The following is a 19,090-nucleotide window of genomic DNA, read 5'->3' as shown; positions in this document are numbered from 1 at the left end:
CGCCCGAAGGCGGCCGTCTCGCTTCCGCTCGAGCGGTCAGTCGCGCAGCTTCCACATCAGCGTTTCCCCCGCCTTGAGCGGCACGATGCGCTGACCGTTGGCATAGGGCAGCGAGTCGGGCAGCGTCCACTCCTCCCGTACCAGGGTAATAGTGTCGGCGTTGCGCGGCAGGCCGTAGAAGTCCGGCCCGAAGTGGCTGGCGAAGCCCTCCAGCCGGTCCAGAGCACCGGCCTGCTCGAAGGCAGCTGCGTAGAGCTCGATGGCCGCCGGTGCGGTATAGGCGCCGGCACATCCGCAGGCCGACTCCTTGTCGCCCTGAGCGTGGGGCGCGCTGTCGGTGCCGAGGAAGAACTTGCCGCTGCCCGAGGTGGCGGCCGCCAGCAACGCCTCGCGATGGCGCTCGCGCTTGAGGATCGGCAAGCAGTAGTAGTGCGGGCGAATGCCGCCCACGAGCATGTGGTTGCGGTTGAACAGCAGGTGGTGAGCGGTGATGGTCGCACCCACGTTGGCCGGAGCCTGAGCGACGAACTCGGCGGCATCGGCGGTGGTGATGTGCTCGAATACCACATTGAGATCCGGATGACGCTCGAGCAGCGGCTTCATCACCCGCTCGATGAACACCGCTTCGCGGTCGAAGATGTCGATCTCGGCATCGGTGACTTCGCCATGCACCAGCAGCGGCAAGCCGAGGCGTGCCATGGCGCCGATGGCGGCATCGCAGTGCGCCAGATCGGTGACGCCCGAGTCGGAGTTGGTCGTCGCTCCGGCGGGATAGAGCTTCACTGCATGCACCAGACCGCTTGCCACGGCCCGCTCGATCTCTTCCGCCGGGGTATTGTCGGTGAGGTAGAGCGTCATTAGCGGCTCGAAGGTGGAACCCGTGGGGCGAGCCGCCAGAATTCTCTCGCGATAGCCTTGCGCCTGCTCGGTGGTGGTGACCGGCGGCTTGAGATTGGGCATGATGATCGCCCGCCCCATCTGACGCGCAGTGGCGGGCACCACGGCTGCTAGCGCCTCGCCGTCGCGCAGGTGGAGATGCCAGTCATCGGGTCGGGTCAGGGTAATAGCGGTCACGGGGCGTCCTGTCGTTCAACATGAGTGTCGATGCCAGAGTATACCGGAAGGCCCGACCAAAATGGCGTACCGCTCGCGTACCACCCGCCCGCTGGAGCTATCGAGAAAATCGCTTTCGCGGCAGCAACAGACGCCGTTTTGCCGTATCATCGACGCCGTTTTTCGCCGTGAGAGTCGCCGCCAATGCCTCGGGTTCGCCACTACGCCGATATCGTCGCCATTCTGGCCGGTCTGATGTGGATCGTGTTCTTCTGGTCGATCAGTATCTCGGCGCAGATTGGGAGTGTCGAACCGACGCTTGCCGCCCTGCTCGCCCTCGGCGCCATGATTCTGGTCAGCTCCGTGCATCGACCGTTTCGGATCCACCTGAGCCGCTACCACGTGCGCAAGCGCCGCACCGAGATGTGGATGCACATCCTGGCCTTGCCCATGGCCCTGGCATTGCTTTTCGGCGTTTTCATCGAGAACATGCTCGCGCCCATGAGCGGCGAACAGAAGATGCTGCTGTTCAACGTACTCGCCACCGCCGGCTGGGTGGTCTACGTCATGACCCTGGTGATCAAGTTCGTGCACCATCTGTTCCGCCGTCGCCGCAATCGGGCCAAGCCGTAGGCGCCTGGCCCAGGACACTCAAAAGCGCTCGGCGCGAAACGGCGCCATATCCACCGCCGTCGGCTCACCTTCCATCATTTCGCTCAGTACACGCCCCGTGGCCGGTCCCATGGTGAAGCCCTGGTGCCCGTGGCCGAAGGCGAACCACAGCCCCGCATGGCGCGGTGCCGGCCCGATCACCGGCTTCATGTCCGGCAGACAAGGGCGCGCACCCTTCCACGGCTGTGCCTCCAGCCGCTCACCCAAGCCGGGGAAGAGCTCCCGCGCCTTACACTCGGCCGCGGCCAGCTGATCGTGGGAAGATGGCGCATCCAGCGGCGCCAGCTCGGCCCCGGTGGTCAGCCTGATACCGGCCCGCATGGGCGCCAGGATGTAGCCGATGTCGGCATCGGCCAGCCAATGATCGATGCGCTGCCCTTCCGCCGTACCGTAGTGCATGTGGTAGCCGCGCTTGACGAAGGTCGGCAGGTGGTAGCCGAGATCTCTCAGCCAGGAGCCTGCCCAGGGGCCCAGGGCTACCACGACATCACGGGCATCGATACCGCCCTGGTCGGTATCGAGGCGCCAGCCGGACTCCGCCTGACGCACACCCCTCACTTCCGCCTGCAGAAACTCTCCTCCCGACTGCTCGAAGCTGCGGGCATAGGCGGCCACCAGCTCACCCGGATCGGCCACGCTCCAGGAGTTGGTCCAGTGAATCGCCCCGGCCAGCCCGCCGCCGAGGCCCGGCTCCTTCAGCGCCAGACCCTGGCCATCGAGCAAATCGTGAGTCACACCGAAACGCCGGGCAGAGTCCTCGGCCTCGAGCGCCCGACGCTCGAGCTCCGTCTGGCTGCGGTGCACCTCGAGCCAGCCCTCCTTGCCGATCAGCTCCCTCGCGCCGGCGGCTTCGATCATCGGCGCATGCTCCTGGGTCGACAGCGCGATCAACGACGCGTACTCGGGGATGATGCGTGCATAGTGACGAGGCGACGAGTAGCGCCAGTAGTCGAACAGCGGCCCGGCGAACTGCAGCACCCCGCTCCAGCGATAGCGAATGTCGACCCGCCGGTTGGGCAGCGAGCTCAGCAGCTTGCTCAGCTCGCGGGGAAAGGTGTAGGGGCGAACCGCCTCGCGCTGGATCAGGCCGCCGTTGCCATAGGAGGTCTCGCGACCGGGCGGGAGACGATCCACCAGCAGCACCGAACGCCCACGACGGGCCAGGTGCCAGGCAATGGAAACACCGACCATGCCGGCTCCCAGGACGACGGTTTCACGAGACATGCCTCTCCTCCACGATGCGCTGACGCGACCGGCCCCCTGCCGGAACGAGCGCACCAGTCTACCAGTACGTCTCGGAGCATGGCGGGCCAACCTCTCGCTTGTCGGCCTGGATCAAGAAAGTCGCTATTGCGCCTTGCCTTGAACCTGCAATTTGGTGCGGATGAAGTCGGAATGGCTGACGTGAAGCAGATCGGCCAGACGCCGGATACGGTGCTCCTCGAGAGCGTTGTGATTGGCGTCGGCATTGGCCAGCACCCACATCATGCGCACCAGCTCGCGACGCTGGTCGTAGTCGTAGTGCTGCTTGATCAGGCTGACGAACTGATAGTGGTCCACGGAGTTCTCCACTTCGTCGCGAGCCATCTCCATCAATTCCTCGACCGCCGCACCGGAAAGCTGAAAATGCGATATGAGCAGCTCACGCAGCGCCGCGAGCTGGGTCTCGTCGGTGTGATAATCGGCGCGCATCACCTCGCACAGCAGCGCGGCGGTGGCACGCTCCAGGGTCGGAGCGGGGTCGTCCGAGCGCTCGGGCTCGGCCAGGGTTTGCTGGAAGAAGCGCTGAATGGTGTCGAGCATGGCGGATCCCCTGCGATGGTATCGCTTCAGACCGGCGGCAGCCTCGGGCGTTCCGTTCGAGGCTGCCGCCGCCTTCAATAGCCCATCGTGCGCGGCAGCCAGGTCGTCAGCGTCGGCAGCGCGATCAGGATGAGAATCGTCAGCAGGATCGGGATCAGGAACGGCAGGATCGAGATGACGATCTGCGCATAGCGCAGCCGGGTGATACCCACCATCAGAAACAGCACCGTGCCGAATGGCGGAGTGATGACCCCCACCGACAGGGTGATGACCATGACGATGCCGAAGTGAATCGGATCGAGCCCAGCGGCCAGGGCAGCCGGCACCACGATCGGTGTGAAGATCAGGATGCTCTCGATCACCGACATGAAGCAGCCGATCAACAGGAAGAACAGCGCGAAGGCCAGCAGCAGCAGGATCGTCGGCATGTCGATGGCGGCGACCTGACCGGCCAGCGCCTGAGGAATGCCGATGCGCACCAGGATCCAGCCGTAGAAGCTCGATACGGCGATGATCAGCAGGATCGCGGCGCTGAACATCAGCGTGCGGCGGAAAGCCTGGAACAGATCGCGCAAGGAGAGATCGCGATAGACCAGCCCGCCGAGAATGAGCGCATAGACCGAGGCCACCGCCCCCGCCTCGGTAGGCGTGAACAGCCCGGTCCAGATCCCGCCCACGATGATGGCCGGCATGAACAGCGGCAGCACGGCGCGTCTGCCGGTGCGCAGCACCTCCTTACCATCGAACGGCACCGGCGGCGGCATGGTCACGCGCTTACCCGCCCCCAGCACCACGGTCATGCCCATGAACAGCAGAGCCATGAGAATACCGGGCACCAGCCCAGCCATGAACAGCGCGCCGATACTGACGTTGGCCAGCCAGCCGTAGACTACCAGCGCGATACTCGGCGGCAGAATGGGCCCGATGACACTCGAAGCCGCAGTGATACCGGCCGAGTAGCCGAGGTCGTAGCCGCGCTCCTTCATGGCCTTGATCTCGATGCTGCCGAGGCCGGCGGCGTCGGCTACCGCGGTGCCGGACATGGTGGCGAAGATCGAGCTGGCCACCACGTTGGCATGACCCAGGCCGCCCTTGGTGAAGCCCACCAGCGCCGTGGCGAAATCGAAGATCCGCGTGGTGGTCGAGCCCGTGTTCATGATGTTGGCAGCCAGAATGAACAGCGGAATGGCCAGCAGGGTGAAATTGTTGAGCGTCTGCACCATGCGCAGCGACATCAGCTCCACCGGCAGGCCGCCGGTGCCGGTCACCGCCAGGGCGATGAAGGAGGTGATGCCGATGGCCACCACCACCGGCAAGCCGATGGCCATGAGCAGCAGCAGACCGCCGACGAAAACCATCAGTTCCTGCATCAGTTCGTCTCCCGCTCGGCCTGCAGCTCGGTCTGCCAGGCCACCGGCCCCCGCAGCGTCTGCCACAGCGCCAGCACGGCCATGCCGGCAAAGGCGATGAATATGCCGTAATAGAGGTAGCTGAAGCTGATCCCCAGCGACACGGTGCGATTGTTGGCACTGGCTACCGACATCGTCAGCGCCCCGTAAGCCGCCAGTACGAAGAATCCACACGACAGCAGCGCCACCAGGCGGTACTGCAGCGCACGCGCCACATCACCGAGACGATGGCTGAACAGATCCACCACCAGATGCTCGAAGCGCACCCAGGCAGACAGCGAGCCGAAGGCCACCGCATAGATGGCCAGTATCGAGGCGACCTCTTCGGTCCAGGGCATGCCCAGGCCGATGAAGTCCCGGGCGATGACAGCCGACACGATCAGCAGCAGCACACCGGCCAGCATCAGTACGCCGAGAAAATCACAGATCAGCGTGACGCCTTTGAGCAGATAGAAGGCAACCCGATCCAGGGCGCCCCGTGGCGGCGTTGATGAAAACGTCAAGACAGCGATCCTCCAGACGGAAAACATCAGCGGCGCCCCGAAGGCCGCCGCTGAGGGTCACTTGGCGTGCATGGCAATCAGTCGTTGCCGTTCCCGCCCGTGGCATCCTCCAGCACGCCGTCGGCCATGTCGGCCATGACGCGCTCGATGGAGGGCATGGCAGCCTCGCGAAAGGCTTCGATATCCGGCTCGACGATGGTCATGCCGGCCTTCTCGAGTTCTTCGAGGTAGTACTCGTCCAGCTCCCGCTCCACCTCGGTGCCGTGCTGCCGCGCGACATGGATGGCCTCGGTGATGAGCGCCTGATCCTCTTCATCGAGGCCGTTCCACCAGCGCGAACTGGCCACCCAGTTCCATGGGAACTGCACGTGGCTGGTGAGGATGATGTGATCCTGCACTTCCCACAGGCGGCGGGTATAGGGGGAGGACAGCGAGTTCTCGTGACCGTCCACCTGGCGGGTCTGCATGGCCAGATAGATCTCGGGTGCCGGCACGTTGACCACCTGGGCACCAATCCCCTCCCAGACCTGCAGCCAGACCGGCAGCGACGGCAGACGCAGACGGAACCCTTGCAGGTCTTCGGGGGTATGGATCGCCTTGTTGGCGGTCATGTGACGCGGGCCGCGATGCTGGGTACCGAAGTACTTGAGACCGCCCTTCTCTTCGGCGATCTCCACCAGGCGCTGGCCGGAGGGGCTCTCCATGTAGGCGTCGACCTCCTCCCAGGTGGAGAAGAGGAACGGCACGGTGATGGCGTCGTACTCCGGCGCATACTGCTGGCGCCAGTTGCCGCCGGTGATGGAGATTTGGGTCTGCCCCAGGTTGAGCAGCTCGAGGACCCCATCCTCACTGCCCAGCGAGCCGGCGAGGAAAGGCCGAACGTTGAAACGGCCCGGCGCCTGCTCTTCGAGATATTCGGCGAAACGCTCCACGGCGGCGCTTTCGGAGCCGCCCTCGCTCATGGTGTTGTTGACCTGGATTTCGATGGTGCTGGCAAGTGCGAGCGGGGCGCTCAGCATGCCGAGCGTGGCCAGCGTGGCAAGCAAGGACTTGCGCATGAGGTGCTCTCCTGATCGTTATCGTTATGTTGGTTATCGTGATGACGATGTCCTGATCTTGAAACATGCTCAGGCTGCGCTCAAATCGGCTTTGATGAAGGGAGGCTTCGTGCATCGCGATGCCTCTGGAACGCCCGCCCAGCGGCATTTTCCAGCTGCCCCGCGGATAAACTGCGACCAATGGCTAATATCATGCAGCGCCAGGCAGCATCTCAATGGAAGTATCGTTCCTGGAGCATTCACCATGCACGAAACCACGCCCATCGCTTTCATCACCGGCGCCACCTCGGGCATCGGCCGGGCCTGCGCCGAGGCCTTCGCCAATGCCGGCTGGGGGCTCGTCCTCACCGGTCGCCGGCAGGAGCGCCTGGACGCCCTGCAGCAGCGTCTCGCCCAGGTACCGGTTCACACCGCCGTGCTGGACGTCACCGACCGCGATGCCGTTCAGCAGGTCGTCGACTCGCTTCCACCGCCCTTCGAACGTCCCAGAGTGCTGCTCAACAACGCCGGCCTGGCACTGGGCAAGGGGCCGTCCCAGGAAGCCGATCTCAACGACTGGCACGCCATGATCGAGACCAACATCAAGGGCTTGGTCACGGTCACACGGCTGTTGCTGCCACGACTGGTGGCTCACGGTGCAGGAGCGAGCGTCATCAACATCGGCTCCATTGCCGCTCACACCCCTTACCCCGGCGGCCATGTCTACGGTGCATCCAAGGCCTTCGTCGAGCAGTTCAGCTACAACCTGCGCTGCGACGTCAGTGCCGCCGGCGTGCGCGTCACCGATCTGGCACCGGGCATGACCATGAGCGAATTCACCGAAGTGCGCATGAAAGGCGATCGCGATGCCGCCGACCGCTATTACGCCGGCACCCACGCCCTGCAACCCGCCGACGTGGCCGCTCAGGCGCTGCACATCGCGGAACTGCCACCCCACGTGAACATCACCCGGCTGGAAGTCACGCCGCTGTGTCAGCAGTGGTCGCCGTTCACCATACTGCGCGAGTGACTCAGGCAGACTCGCCGATGCCCTTCACCACGTAATCCCGCGCCACGCCAATGTGGTAGTCGATAGCCTCGTGGCAACGCCGCGGATCGCCGCTGGCCAGCGCATCCAGCAATTCCCAGTGGCAGGTGGCGATGGTGTCGGGTTCGGCATGGGTCTTGCCGATCAGGGCAATGCAGAGACGCAGCTCGTGAGTGATGTCGTCGAAAGCCTTGAGCAGCCGTCGATTGCCCGAGAAGTCGATCAGCATGCGATGGAAGACAAGGTCCTCCTCGATCTTGCGGCTATCGCTGTCCTGCAACGCCACCTCGCACATCAGCTCGACCTGACGGCGCAGCGCCTGTTCCTTCTGTGCATCGTAGCTTTCGACCAGGCGCGCCATCGCATGCCGCTCGAGGCAGAGGCGAAGATCGAAGACATCGATCAGCTCACTGGCATCCAGCGCCCGCACGAAGAACCCACGGCGAGGCTGGGAGACCAGCAGCCCGCGGCTCTCCAGCAGCCGCGCCGCTTCACGCACGGGGGCTCGGCTCACCCCGAGGTCGCGAGCCAACTGAACTTCCGAAAGCCGCTCACCGGGCGCATAACGCTGACTGATGATGGCCTGGGTCAGGTAGTCGGCGACCTGCTCCACCAGATTGCGCTGCTGGATGATCGCACCGCTACCGAAAGCACTCGAAGGGGTCATGCACCTGGCTCTTGTCGCTTTTGTAGCTACAGTAAGACGATTGACACGACCTGTCGACCGTCGATTGACGACTGTCGACAGTTTCAAATGTCACTGCTATGGTCAAAAGGGCTGATAGTCACTACCTATCATCAGAGGGAAGAAGCACAACAAACACCCGAGACAACAAGAAGGAATTCGATGATGAGACTGACCCCTCTGGCCGCGGCCGTTGCCGCCCTGGCCTTCACTTCTGCCTTTGCCGATGAACCCCGCTCCGGGGGCACCATCAACACCATCATCCAGCCCGAGCCACCCGGCTTGGTGCTCGGCATGATCCAGAACGACCCCACCCGCAAGGTCGCCGGCAACATCTATGAAGGGTTGCTGCGCTACACCACCGACCTGGAACCGCAACCTCAGCTGGCCGAATCCTGGGAAGTGAGCGACGACGGTCTGGTCTACACCTTCCACCTGCGCGAGGGCGTGCTGTGGCATGACGGCGAGCCCTTCACCGCCGCCGACGTGGTGTTCTCCGCCGATGAATTCCACCGCGAGCTGAACCCCAGCGCCCGCGCCGTGCTGCAGCACGTGGAAAGCATCGAGGCGGAGGACGATCACACCGTGGTCTTCACTCTCTCCGAGCCCTTCGGCCCCTTCCTGCTCTCCTTCGAGGCCGGCACCTTCACCATGGTGCCCAAGCATCTCTACGAGGGCACTGACTTCCGCGACAATGAGCACAATAGCCATCCCATCGGCACCGGCCCGTTCAAGTTCGAGAACTGGGACCGCGGCACCGTCATCGAGCTGGTACGCTTCGACGACTACTACGAGGAAGACCTGCCCTACCTGGACGGCATCAACTGGCATGTCATCCCGGATGGCGCCTCCCGCTCCGTGGCCTACGAGAACGGCACCGTCGACGTGCTGCCCAACGGCACCGTGGAGAACTTCGACATCCCGCGCCTGACCGCCATGGACAACACCTGCGTGACGGAGGAGGGCCATGAGTACTTCAGCCCCTTCGCCATGCTGTGGATGAACAACCGCGAAGGGCCCACGGCAGACAAGCGTTTCCGCCAGGCGGTGATGTATGCCATGGACCGTGAGTTCGCCCGCGACGTGCTGTGGAACGGCCTCGGCGAGGTGCCGCTCTCCTCCTTCGGCTCCAATGCGCGCTTCCGCCACGACGGCCTCGATCCCTACGACCACGATCCGGATCGCGCCCGCGAGCTGCTCGAGGAGATGGGCTACGACAACGAGGAGGTACGCCTGTTGCCGCTGCCCTACGGCGAAACCTGGACCCGCTGGGCCGAGGCCGTGCAGCAGAACCTGCGCGAAGTGGGCATCAACGTGCGCACCCAGTCCACCGACGTGGGTGGCTGGAACCAGCGCCTCTCAGAGTGGGACTACGACCTCGCCTTCACCTTCCTCTTCCAGTACGGCGATCCGGCACTGGGCATCACCCGCTCCTACCTCTCCGACAACATCGAGCGCGGTTCCCCGTGGAACAACGTCGGCGGCTACGAGAACGAGCGGGTCGACGAGCTGTTCGACGAGGCGGCCACGGCCTTCCCCGACGAGGAGCGCGAAGCCCTCTATCGCGAAGCCCAGGAGATCATCCACGAGGACGTACCGGTAGGCTGGCTGCTGGAGCTCGGCTTCCCGACCATCTACCGCTGCGACGTCCAGAACCTGGTCACCTCCGGTGTGGGGGTCAACGACGGCTTCAGGGACGCCTGGCTCGACCGCTGAGTCGACGTTCGCCCTGACGGGGCGGCGGTGTAGCCGCCCCTTACCACCGTCACGCAAGAGGCCGGTTGTATGCTCTACGCTCGACTGATCGTGATGCGGCTGCTCAAGGCCGTCGTCGTCCTGTTCCTGATCGTGATCTTCAATTTCTTCCTGATTCAGATGGCACCGGGCGACCCCGCCGCCATCCTGGCCGGCGAGGCTGGCGCCACCGACGAGGAGTTCCTGCGTCAGCTGCGTGAACGCTTCGGCCTCGATCAGCCGATCTACGTCCAGCTGTGGCGCTACGTCTCGGGTATCGCCATGCTCGATTTCGGCTGGTCGTATCGCCAGGGCATGCCGGTGCTCGACCTGATTCTCGCCCGCCTGCCGGCCACCCTGCTGCTCACCGGCACCGCCTTCGTACTGTCGCTGGCGCTGGGCATCGTGGCCGGCTCCATGGCCGCGGCCCGGGTCAAGAAGCCTTCCGGCTCCATCATCATGGCCCTGGCCCTGCTGTTCTACGCCACGCCGCTGTTCTGGGTGGCACTGATGGCAGTGGTGCTGTTCTCGGTCTTCCTCGGCTGGCTGCCGGCCTACGGCATGTACACGGTGGGCGCTGGACACACCGGCTTTGCCCTGGTGCTTGACGTGGCCAAGCATCTGATCCTGCCCGCCACCACCCTGGCGCTGTTCTTCATGGCCATCTACACCCGCATGACCCGCGCCTCGATGCTCGAGGCAAGCCAGCAGGACTACGTCAAGACTGCCCGCGCCAAGGGGCTCGCCCCGGGCGTGATCCAGCGACGCCACATCCTGCGCAACGCCCTGCTGCCGATCATCACCCTGGCCGGCCTGCAGGCGGGCCAGATGGTGGGCGGCGCCATCCTGACCGAGACGGTGTTCGCCTGGCCCGGCATCGGCCGGCTGATGTTCGAGGCGCTGCAGCAGCGCGACTACAACCTGCTGCTGGGCATCTTCTTCTTCTCCGCCGCACTGGTCATCGTCTTCAACATCATCACCGATCTGGTCTATCGCCTGGCGGATCCGCGCATCAAGGAGGCCTCATGAGCTTCTTCGCCCGCTTTGCCCAGAACCGCGGCGCTCTGGTCGGCCTGTTCATCCTGCTGGCCATCATTGCGATGGCGATGCTGGCCCCCTTCCTCTATCCCGAGTCGCCCTGGCGTATGGTGCAGCGACCCTTCCTCGCCCCCATGGAGGTGGATGGCTTCTGGCTCGGTACCGACACCATGGGCCGCGATGTGGCCGCCGGACTGATGCACGGCGCCTGGGTCTCGCTGCTGATCGGCCTGGTCTCGACCTCGGTAGCGCTGCTCATCGGTGTGCCGCTGGGCGCCATCGCCGGCTATTACGGCGGCTTGATCGACGACGCCCTGATGCGCTTCACCGAGTTCTTCCAGACCATCCCCAACTTCGCCCTGGCCATCGTGCTGGTGGCGATCATGCAGCCCAGCGTGACCTCCATCGTACTGGCCATCGCCATCGTCAGCTGGCCGCCGGTGGCACGCCTGGTGCGCGCCGAGTTCATGTCGCTGCGCCACCGCGAATACGTGGAGGCCGCTCGCCTGGTCGGCCAGACCAACCGCACCATCATCCTGCGTCAGATCCTGCCCAACACCCTGTCGCCGATCATCGTGCTGGCCTCGCTGATGGTAGCCACCGCCATCCTGCTGGAGTCGGCCCTCTCCTTCCTCGGCCTGGGTGACCCCAACGTGATGTCCTGGGGCTACATGATCGGTGCCGCCCGTACGGTGATCCGCCAGGCCTGGTGGCTGAGTTTCTTCCCCGGCCTGGCGATCCTGCTTACGGTGCTGGCGCTCAACCTGGTCGGCGAGGGGCTGGATGATGCCTTGAACCCCAAGCTCGCCCGCGAACGCTCCTAGGAGAACGACATGAACGACAACGCTCCGGTATTGAGCATTCGCGGCCTGACCCTCGCCCTGCCCAAGGGCGCCGATCGCGACTACGCGGTGGAGGAGGTCAGCTACGACGTGGCCCGCGGCGAGATCATGTGCGTGGTCGGCGAGTCCGGCTCAGGCAAGTCGATGGCGGCCAATGCGGTGATGGGCTTGTTGCCCAAGGGCGTTCGCGCCACCGCCGGTGAGGTCCTGTTCGACGGTCAGGACCTGCTGGCACTGACGGAAAAGCAGCATCGCAAACTGCGCGGACTGCGCATCGGCATGATCTTTCAGGAACCGATGACCGCACTGAACCCGCTGATGCGGGTCGGCGCCCAGATCGCCGAGGTGTTCGAAGCGCATGGCAAGTTCACTTCGAAGGAGCGCCAGCAGAGAGCACTGGCGCTGCTCGAGGAGGTCGGCATCCCCGAACCGGACAAGGCAATCCGCGCCTACCCGTTCCAGCTCTCCGGCGGGCAGCGCCAGCGGGTGATGATCGCCATGGCACTGGCGCTGGAGCCGGAGTTGCTGATCGCCGACGAGCCAACCACCGCGCTGGACGTCACCACCCAGGCGCAGATCCTGGAACTGATCCGTGACCTGCAGCAGCGCCGCGGCATGGCGGTAATGTTCATCACCCACGACTTCGGCGTGGTGGCCGAGGTGGCCACCCGTGTCTGCGTGATGCGCTACGGTCGGGTCGTCGAGCTCGGCACGGCCCAGGAGGTGCTCGAAAATCCTCGCCACGAGTATACTCGCGCCCTGCTCGAGGCGATTCCCAGCAACATCATTCCGGACGCCGTCGCTCAGGAGCGGCCCGCGCCGCTGCTGGAGGTACGCAACCTCAACAAGGTGTTCCGCTCACGCGGCGGCCTGTTCAAGCCGGCCCGCGAGGTACGCGCCCTGGACGACGTCTCCTTCACCCTGGCACCGGGTGAGACAGTCGGAATCGTCGGCGAGTCCGGTTCGGGCAAGTCGACCCTGGGCCGCTGCGTGGTGCGCCTGGAACGGCCCGACAGCGGCTCGCTGAGCCTCAGCGGAACCGATTTCTCTGCCTTGAAGGGAGACGAACTGCGCCGGGAGCGGCGCCGGGTACAGATGATCTTCCAGGATCCCTACGCCTCGCTCAATCCGCGCCACCGGGTCGGCTACGCCATCGCCCAGGGCCCCATGGCCAATGGCGTAGCGCGCCGACAGGCGATGCAGCAAGCCGAGGAGCTGCTGGAGCTGGTCGGCCTCGGCGCCGTGGCGGTGGATCGCTACCCCCACGAGTTCTCCGGTGGCCAGCGCCAGCGCATCGGTATCGCCCGTGCCCTGGCGCTCAACCCGGAGCTGATCGTGGCCGACGAGGCGGTGTCGGCACTCGACGTGTCGATCCAAGCCCAGGTGCTCGAACTGCTGGAGGAGCTCAAGCAGAAGCTGTCGCTCTCGCTGCTGTTCATCACCCATGACCTGCGGGTGGCAGCACAGATCTGCGACTCCATCATCGTCATGCAGCACGGCCGCATCGTCGAGCAAGGTACCGCCCAGGAGGTGCTCCTCAGGCCACGGGAGGCCTATACCAGGCAGCTGCTGGACGCCATACCCGGCCGTGCGCACGAAGCCGCCATGGCCTGATGCCCCGCAACGATCGAGAAGGATGAAGCAGATGCAGTCGCTGTTGGAGAGAATCGTCGCCATCGTTGGCGAGGGCAACGTGCTGACCGGCGAAGACGTCGCCCAGCGCCGGGTCGACTGGATGAGCGGGGCGAGCTGTCGCGCCGGCGCCATCGTCCGGCCGGCCAACACCGACGAGCTGGCCCAGGTGATGCGCCTGTGCCACGCCGTCGCTCAACCGGTGGTGACCCATGGCGGCCTCACCGGCCTGGTACATGGCGGCGAGGCGAGCCCGGACGAGCTTGCCATTTCGCTGGAGCGCATGACCGCCATCGAGGCGATCGACCCCATCGGCGGCAGCATGACGGTTCAGGCCGGTATCGCGCTTCAAACCGTGCAGGAGGCCGCCGCCGAGCACGACCTGCAGTTCGCACTCGACCTCGGCGCGCGGGGCTCCTGCACCATTGGCGGCAACATCGCCACCAATGCCGGCGGCGTACGGGTCATTCGCTACGGCATGATGCGCCAGCAGGTGCTGGGGCTCGAAGCGGTGCTGGCCGACGGCAGCGTGGTCAGCTCGATGAATCGCATGCTGAAGAACAACGCCGGCTACGACCTCAAGCAGCTGTTCATCGGCAGCGAGGGCACCTTGGGTATCGTCACCCGCTCCGTGCTACGGCTGCAGCCGAGAATGACCAGCGAGCGTACCGCGCTGGTGGCCTGCCCCGACTTCGAGGGCGTGACCGGTCTGCTCAGGCACCTGGGGCGCGCCCTGGGCGGCAGCCTGAGCACTTTCGAGGTGATGTGGCGCAACCACTACGCGCTGCTCACCGAGGAGAGCGGCCGCAACACGCCGCCCCTGCCGGCACGCTGGCCCTTCTATGCCATCGTCGAGTCGCTGGGCAGCGACGACGCGGCCAATATCGCGCAGTTCAGCGCGGCACTGGAGTCGGCCCTCGAAGCCGGCCTGATCGAGGACGCCGTGCTCGCCCAATCCGACGCCCAGCGCCAGGGCATCTGGGATATCCGCGAGGACATCGAGGGGCTGATCGACCACCTCTCCCCGCTGTTCACCTTCGACGTCAGCCTGCCCATTCCCGACATGGCCGACTACGCCGATACGCTCGAGCGCAGGATCAGCGAACGCTGGCCCAAGGGGCGCATGGTGATATTCGGCCATCTCGGCGACGGCAACCTGCACGTGTCGGTGGGGGCCGGCAGCGGCGATCCCCAGACCCGCCGCGAGGTGGAGCAGATCGTCTACGGCCCGCTGGCCGAGCTGGGCGGCTCGATCTCCGCCGAGCACGGTATCGGTCTGGAGAAACGCGACTACCTGCCGCTCTCCCGCAACCCCGGTGAGATTGCCCTGATGCGCACGCTGAAGCAGGCGCTGGACCCGAAGGGATTGCTCAATCGTCACAAGATCCTGGCACCCGAGGAGTGAGCGGGTCATGCCCTCTCAGCCCAGTCAGCAGGCAAGCGTGCCGCTGCACCACACCGGTACGACCCTGCTGTTGATCCTGGCCATCGGTCTGTTCTGGGGCGGCAACTGGCCGGCCGTGCGCTTCAGCCTGATGGACATCCCGCCCTTCACTCTGCGCGCCATCGGCTTCGTCACCGGCGCCGTGATGCTGCTGGGCTGGGCATGGCTGAAAGGCTGGCCGCTGGCCATCGCGCCAGGCGAGCGACTGTGGCTGGCCGTGACCGGCGGCTTCACCATCCTGGGATTCAACGTCGGGACTGCCTTCGGTCAGCTGCACATGCCCACGTCCCAGGCGGCCATCATTGCCTTCACCATGCCGTGCTGGGCCCTGCTGCTGGCTATCGGCCTGCTCGGCGAGCGGGTATCGCCGCGCCAATGGCTGGGACTCGGGCTTGGCCAGACCGGACTGCTGGTACTGCTCGGACCGGCTGCCTGGCACGCCGGCCTGGCAGGCCTTGCCGGGCCGGCATTCGTGCTGGGCGCCGCGCTGTCGTGGGCACTCGGCACCGTGCTGACCAAGCGCCGCGGCACCTGGCAGGGCCATGCAGTGGTCATCACCGGCTGGCAATTCGCTCTCTGCGCCCTACCCATGATCGTGCTGGCGTCGCTGTTCGAGTCACCGGGCACGCCGGCCGCCTGGCAGGTTTCGACTTGGTTCGGACTGGGCTACCACTTGGTCTTCGCCATTTGCCTGGCCCAGATGCTGTGGTTTCGCAACGTCAACCGTCTCAGCGTGGCGCAGTCCACCATCAGCACGTTGCTCATCCCGGTGGTCGGCGTCCTCAGTGCCGTGATGCTGCTCGGCGAGGCACTCACACCGAGGCTTCTGGTGGCGCTTGGCCTGATACTTGCGGCCGTAGCCAGTGTCATGACCCCACGCTGGCCCGCGACTTGAGCCAGCCCCAGGCTTCTGCAACGATCTTTCGTCAACGCGTATATGGAGTGCAGCATGCCCCGCTTTCCCGATCACCTCAAAGGCTCCGGCCCCAGCAACCCCTTTCCCGGCATCAAGGTGCTGGAACGGCGTATTGGCCGCGAGATCCCCCACCGCCTGGGCTCCAACGAGGGCCTCGACATGCCCCATCGGGCGCTGCGCGAACGCTTCGGCGATGCCATGACGGAGCATGTTTACTGCTACGGCGACGCGGAAGCGCTGGGCGTACGCCAGCGGCTCGCCTCGCTCTACGGGCTGCCGCTGGAACACACCCTGGTCGATGCCGGCGCCGACAGTCTGATCGCCCTGGCCCTGCGCACCGTAGCGGAACCCGGTTGCCCGGTGGTCAGCGCCAGCGGTACCTACCCCACCTTCGGCTATTTCGCTCGCGGACAGAACTGTCATCTGGTGGAGCGGCCCTATCGCGAGGCGCCCGGCCTGCTCACCCCCGACCTCGAGGCGCTGCTGGCTGCGGCCCATGAGCACCGGGCCCGACTGGTCTACGTCGCCAACCCGGACAACCCCAGCGGGCATCTGCACGGCGACGACGAGATCCGCCGCCTGCGCGCTGAGCTGCCCGAGGATTGCTGGCTGCTGCTCGACGAGGCCTACCACGACTTCCGCGACGATGCCGACTCGCCGTTCAGCCGCGAAGCACTGCCCGGCGTGATCCGTCTGCGTACGCTGTCCAAGGCCCACGGGCTTGCCGGAATGCGCATCGGCTACGCCATCGCCGAGCCGGAAACCCTGGCAATGATGATGAAAGTGCGGATCCACTATGCGGTATCCAGCCTCACCCAGGTCATCGCCGAAACCGTGCTCGACCGCCACGCCGAAGTGGAGGCGCACATTCGTGAAGTGAAGGCGCGCCGGGAACGCCTCGCCCAGCATTTTCACCAACTGGGCGCCGAGGTGCTGCCGAGCGCCACCAACTTCATCGCCCTGCGCTTCTCGAGTGCGGAACTGGCCGGACGGCTGAACCAGGAGCTGCTCGAGGCCGGCCGCCTGATCGCCCGCCCCGCGCACCCGGACCTCGGCCACGTGCTGCGTATCACCGCCGTCGAGGATGCCCTGGTACCGGGTCGCTTCGACATTCTGGAGCGGGCGCTGGCGTCGGGTGCATGACGCCGGCCCGCCCAGCGGCGCTCATAAGCCCAGCGACACTCATAAGCCCAGCGGCGCTCAAAAGCCCAACCATGGCGCCGGCCAGCGCAGCTGCAGCACCTTGCCCAGACCCCACAGCAGGATGACGATACCGGCGGCAAGCCCCAGGCTAGGCAGCCAGGGGCTGCGAAACTGAAGCTTGAGCAAGGCCAGCACGAACAGCCCGGCTGCCGGCAAAGCACCGATGCCAAGAAACAGCACCACGAAGGCGAGCATCCAGGCGAAGAACAGCAGCCCCTTGGCGAAGAACAGCGGGCTGTCGTCCTCGTCGCCCAGGTCGGTGTAATCGCTGGCCTCCCGCGCCCCCCGCCGCAGCCACTGTCGCCCCAGCTCCAGCAGCGCCAGCAGGATGCCCAGCGCGGCCACCACGGTGGGAAACAGCCTCGCTCCGAGCGAGAACGACTGGCTGATCGTCAGCACGGCCACCAACCCCACCAGCACGAAAAGCACGAATGGCGTCTGCAGATGGCGGGTGAAGATGCCGATCAAGCGGGCTTTCATGGGCGGCTCTCCTTGTCGATCTCGGGTCTCTCGGCTGCCTGTATCGCCTCGGCCCGCTGGCTGGTGTTGCGCTTGAGCCTGACGCTGGCCACTATCAGCGCCACCGCCAGCGCGCCGATCGTCAGCACGCCGGGACGCGTCAGCCATTCCCAGTCGTAGAGGTTGTAGGACATCCACAGATAGCGCTCGGCCAGGCCGCTGAGAATGAAGCCGATCAGCAGCGGCGGACGTGGCATGCCGCTGCGCTTCATCAACCAGCCCAGCAGCCCGAAGCCGAGCAGGAAGGCCAGGTCGGCCCAGTGTCGGGTCTCCTGCCAGGCGCCAACGATCACGATGACGATGATGACCGGGGCAATGTAATGAAACGGCACGAAGGTCAGCCGTGCGATGGGCCGCGACAGCAACAGGCAGATGAAGGTACCGAAGACGTTGGCCAGCGCCAGCGACCAGATGATGACGAACACCAGGTCGAGATCGCGGGTCAGCATCTGCGGGCCGGGCTGAACGCCGAAGATCATCAGCGCCCCCAGCAGCATCGCCATGGCCGAGGAGCCCGGTACGCCGAACAGCAGGGTCGGCATCAGCACACCGCCTTCCTTGGCGTTGTTGGCACTCTCGGGGGCGATCACGCCGCGCACGTCGCCCTTGCCGAAACGACTGCGATCCTTGCTGGTCTGGGCCACGATGCCGTAGTTGACCCAATCGATGATCGATGAACCCATGCCGGGAATGGCACCGATAACCACGCCGATCACGCTATGACGAATCACCAGCCACTTGTGCCTCAGCGTGTCGCGTACCCCATCCATCCAGCCGTGGCCGAGGCCGCGAGCCCGCTCGGCAATGGCACCGCCACGGGCCAGCAGGTCAACGATCTCCGGCAGCGCGAACAGCCCCAGCGCCACGATGACCAGCGACAGTCCGTCGTAGAGGTAGAGAAAGTCCCCCGCGAAGCGATATTCCGCCGCCACCGGCGCGCCGCCGACGGTGCCGATGGCCAGCCCCGCGACTGCCGCCAGCATGCCCTTGAGCGGTCGATTGCCCGACAGCACCCCTATGATGGAGAGCCCCAGCAGGGTCAGCATGAACAGCTCGGGTGAGCCGAAGGCGAGAATCAGCGGGCGCGCGAAGGGCACCACGGCGGAGAGCGCCAGCGCCCCGATCAGGCCGCCGATCAGCGACGCCGTGAAGGCCGCCCCCAGCGCCCTGGCGGCCTCGCCTCGGCGGGCCATCGGATAGCCGTCCATGATGGTGGCCTGAGAGCCGGAAGAGCCGGGAATGCCCATCAGCACCGAGGGAAACGTATCGGCGCTGGGCACCGCCGCCGCAATACCGATGAGCAGGGCCACCCCGGCGTAGGCATCCATGCCGAACAGGAACGGCAGTACCAGCGCCATCCCCATCAGCCCACCCAGTCCGGGCAGAATTCCCACGGCAATACCGATCGCCACCCCGGAAAAGAGCATCAACAGGCGAAAGGGGTCGAGCAGAATCCAGAACGCATTGACGAACGCATCCAGCATGAGCACCTCATGTCAAAGCCCGTGCACGCGACGAGCCGCCCGAAACCCCGGGCGGCTCGTCGCATGCA

At 65.5% G+C, this 19,090-nt stretch carries 18 protein-coding genes; 9 read left to right on the top strand and 9 right to left on the bottom strand.

The features are described from left to right. Nucleotides 1-36 precede the first annotated feature (36 nt). On the bottom strand, nt 37-1,074 hold the full coding sequence (gene pyrC / locus HOP59_RS10775; RefSeq protein WP_010628472.1) for a dihydroorotase: 1,038 nt from the start codon (nt 1,072-1,074) through the stop codon (nt 37-39). 183 nt (nt 1,075-1,257) lie between these two features. On the opposite strand from pyrC, the gene HOP59_RS10770 reads away from it, so the two are divergent. Then, a complete protein-coding gene (locus HOP59_RS10770) occupies nt 1,258-1,686 on the top strand; it encodes a hypothetical protein (RefSeq protein WP_010628471.1) in 429 nt (142 codons plus the stop codon). Nucleotides 1,687-1,704: 18 nt separating this feature from the next. On the opposite strand, the gene HOP59_RS10765 is transcribed toward HOP59_RS10770, so the two are convergent. From HOP59_RS10765 to HOP59_RS10745, 5 genes are all read right to left on the bottom strand, one after another. Continuing rightward, nucleotides 1,705-2,949 (bottom strand): NAD(P)/FAD-dependent oxidoreductase, encoded by a 1,245-nt coding sequence (locus HOP59_RS10765; RefSeq protein ID WP_010628470.1) that lies wholly within the window; start codon nt 2,947-2,949, stop codon nt 1,705-1,707. 123 nt (nt 2,950-3,072) lie between these two features. Further along, nucleotides 3,073-3,528: a tellurite resistance TerB family protein gene (locus HOP59_RS10760; RefSeq protein ID WP_010628469.1), complete on the bottom strand. Its 456-nt coding sequence runs from the start codon at nt 3,526-3,528 to the stop codon at nt 3,073-3,075. Nucleotides 3,529-3,602: 74 nt separating this feature from the next. Beyond that, nucleotides 3,603-4,898 carry a TRAP transporter large permease gene (locus HOP59_RS10755; protein WP_010628468.1) on the bottom strand — a complete coding sequence of 432 codons (1,296 nt, stop codon included), beginning with the start codon at nt 4,896-4,898 and terminating at the stop codon, nt 3,603-3,605. Beyond that, entirely contained in the window at nt 4,898-5,440 is a 543-nt protein-coding gene (locus tag HOP59_RS10750; RefSeq protein WP_010628467.1) for a TRAP transporter small permease, read from the bottom strand. The genes HOP59_RS10755 and HOP59_RS10750 overlap by 1 nt, the downstream gene beginning before the upstream one ends. A gap of 77 nt (nt 5,441-5,517) precedes the next feature. After that, nucleotides 5,518-6,498, bottom strand: a complete 981-nt coding sequence (locus tag HOP59_RS10745) for a TRAP transporter substrate-binding protein (RefSeq protein WP_010628466.1) — start codon at nt 6,496-6,498, stop codon at nt 5,518-5,520. Between the two features lie 244 nt (nt 6,499-6,742). Here HOP59_RS10745 and HOP59_RS10740 point away from each other — a divergent pair, with 244 nt between their 5' ends. Continuing rightward, nucleotides 6,743-7,507, top strand: a complete 765-nt coding sequence (locus HOP59_RS10740) for an SDR family NAD(P)-dependent oxidoreductase (protein ID WP_010628465.1) — start codon at nt 6,743-6,745, stop codon at nt 7,505-7,507. A 1-nt stretch (nt 7,508) separates the two neighbouring features. Here the strand turns inward: HOP59_RS10740 and HOP59_RS10735 are convergent, their stop codons facing one another. Continuing rightward, the gene (locus HOP59_RS10735) at nt 7,509-8,192 is read right to left on the bottom strand and encodes a GntR family transcriptional regulator (RefSeq protein WP_010628464.1); all 684 of its coding nucleotides are present in this window, start codon (nt 8,190-8,192) and stop codon (nt 7,509-7,511) included. 183 nt (nt 8,193-8,375) lie between these two features. On the opposite strand from HOP59_RS10735, the gene HOP59_RS10730 reads away from it, so the two are divergent. The 7 genes from HOP59_RS10730 to HOP59_RS10700 all read left to right on the top strand — a co-directional run bounded on the left by HOP59_RS10730 (nt 8,376) and on the right by HOP59_RS10700 (nt 16,959). Beyond that, a complete protein-coding gene (locus HOP59_RS10730; RefSeq protein WP_234253967.1) occupies nt 8,376-9,926 on the top strand; it encodes an ABC transporter substrate-binding protein in 1,551 nt (516 codons plus the stop codon). Between the two features lie 69 nt (nt 9,927-9,995). Beyond that, nucleotides 9,996-10,973 (top strand): ABC transporter permease, encoded by a 978-nt coding sequence (locus tag HOP59_RS10725; RefSeq protein ID WP_010628462.1) that lies wholly within the window; start codon nt 9,996-9,998, stop codon nt 10,971-10,973. Beyond that, entirely contained in the window at nt 10,970-11,806 is an 837-nt protein-coding gene (locus tag HOP59_RS10720; protein WP_010628461.1) for an ABC transporter permease, read from the top strand. Before HOP59_RS10725 ends, HOP59_RS10720 begins: the two co-directional genes overlap by 4 nt. A 9-nt stretch (nt 11,807-11,815) precedes the next feature. Continuing rightward, nucleotides 11,816-13,438: an ABC transporter ATP-binding protein gene (locus HOP59_RS10715; protein WP_234253966.1), complete on the top strand. Its 1,623-nt coding sequence runs from the start codon at nt 11,816-11,818 to the stop codon at nt 13,436-13,438. 31 nt (nt 13,439-13,469) lie between these two features. After that, entirely contained in the window at nt 13,470-14,861 is a 1,392-nt protein-coding gene (locus tag HOP59_RS10710; protein ID WP_234254110.1) for an FAD-binding oxidoreductase, read from the top strand. Between the two features lie 7 nt (nt 14,862-14,868). Continuing rightward, a complete protein-coding gene (locus tag HOP59_RS10705; RefSeq protein WP_234253965.1) occupies nt 14,869-15,795 on the top strand; it encodes a DMT family transporter in 927 nt (308 codons plus the stop codon). A gap of 54 nt (nt 15,796-15,849) precedes the next feature. Then, nucleotides 15,850-16,959, top strand: a complete 1,110-nt coding sequence (locus HOP59_RS10700; RefSeq protein WP_234253964.1) for a pyridoxal phosphate-dependent aminotransferase — start codon at nt 15,850-15,852, stop codon at nt 16,957-16,959. Nucleotides 16,960-17,016: 57 nt separating this feature from the next. On the opposite strand, the gene HOP59_RS10695 is transcribed toward HOP59_RS10700, so the two are convergent. Beyond that, nucleotides 17,017-17,499, bottom strand: a complete 483-nt coding sequence (locus tag HOP59_RS10695) for a tripartite tricarboxylate transporter TctB family protein (protein WP_234253963.1) — start codon at nt 17,497-17,499, stop codon at nt 17,017-17,019. Then, nucleotides 17,496-19,022: a tripartite tricarboxylate transporter permease gene (locus HOP59_RS10690; RefSeq protein WP_234253962.1), complete on the bottom strand. Its 1,527-nt coding sequence runs from the start codon at nt 19,020-19,022 to the stop codon at nt 17,496-17,498. The genes HOP59_RS10695 and HOP59_RS10690 overlap by 4 nt, the downstream gene beginning before the upstream one ends. Between the last annotated feature and the right edge of the window lie 68 nt (nt 19,023-19,090).

The sequence above is a fragment of the Billgrantia aerodenitrificans genome, assembly GCF_021404405.1.
Classification (GTDB): Bacteria; Pseudomonadota; Gammaproteobacteria; order Pseudomonadales; family Halomonadaceae; genus Halomonas; species Halomonas aerodenitrificans.
This window is presented reverse-complemented; position numbering and strand designations above follow the sequence as displayed.

Coding starts and splice junctions, on each gene's coding strand:
- HOP59_RS10770 (WP_010628471.1), top strand. CDS start 1,258: ATGCCTCGGGTTCGCCACTACGCCGATATCGTCGCCATTCTGGCCGGT.
- HOP59_RS10765 (WP_010628470.1), bottom strand. CDS start 2,949: ATGTCTCGTGAAACCGTCGTCCTGGGAGCCGGCATGGTCGGTGTTTCC.
- HOP59_RS10760 (WP_010628469.1), bottom strand. CDS start 3,528: ATGCTCGACACCATTCAGCGCTTCTTCCAGCAAACCCTGGCCGAGCCC.
- HOP59_RS10755 (WP_010628468.1), bottom strand. CDS start 4,898: ATGCAGGAACTGATGGTTTTCGTCGGCGGTCTGCTGCTGCTCATGGCC.
- HOP59_RS10745 (WP_010628466.1), bottom strand. CDS start 6,498: ATGCGCAAGTCCTTGCTTGCCACGCTGGCCACGCTCGGCATGCTGAGC.
- HOP59_RS10740 (WP_010628465.1), top strand. CDS start 6,743: ATGCACGAAACCACGCCCATCGCTTTCATCACCGGCGCCACCTCGGGC.
- HOP59_RS10735 (WP_010628464.1), bottom strand. CDS start 8,192: ATGACCCCTTCGAGTGCTTTCGGTAGCGGTGCGATCATCCAGCAGCGC.
- HOP59_RS10730 (WP_234253967.1), top strand. CDS start 8,376: ATGAGACTGACCCCTCTGGCCGCGGCCGTTGCCGCCCTGGCCTTCACT.
- HOP59_RS10725 (WP_010628462.1), top strand. CDS start 9,996: ATGCTCTACGCTCGACTGATCGTGATGCGGCTGCTCAAGGCCGTCGTC.
- HOP59_RS10720 (WP_010628461.1), top strand. CDS start 10,970: ATGAGCTTCTTCGCCCGCTTTGCCCAGAACCGCGGCGCTCTGGTCGGC.
- HOP59_RS10715 (WP_234253966.1), top strand. CDS start 11,816: ATGAACGACAACGCTCCGGTATTGAGCATTCGCGGCCTGACCCTCGCC.
- HOP59_RS10710 (WP_234254110.1), top strand. CDS start 13,470: ATGCAGTCGCTGTTGGAGAGAATCGTCGCCATCGTTGGCGAGGGCAAC.
- HOP59_RS10705 (WP_234253965.1), top strand. CDS start 14,869: ATGCCCTCTCAGCCCAGTCAGCAGGCAAGCGTGCCGCTGCACCACACC.
- HOP59_RS10700 (WP_234253964.1), top strand. CDS start 15,850: ATGCCCCGCTTTCCCGATCACCTCAAAGGCTCCGGCCCCAGCAACCCC.
- HOP59_RS10695 (WP_234253963.1), bottom strand. CDS start 17,499: ATGAAAGCCCGCTTGATCGGCATCTTCACCCGCCATCTGCAGACGCCA.
- HOP59_RS10690 (WP_234253962.1), bottom strand. CDS start 19,022: ATGCTGGATGCGTTCGTCAATGCGTTCTGGATTCTGCTCGACCCCTTT.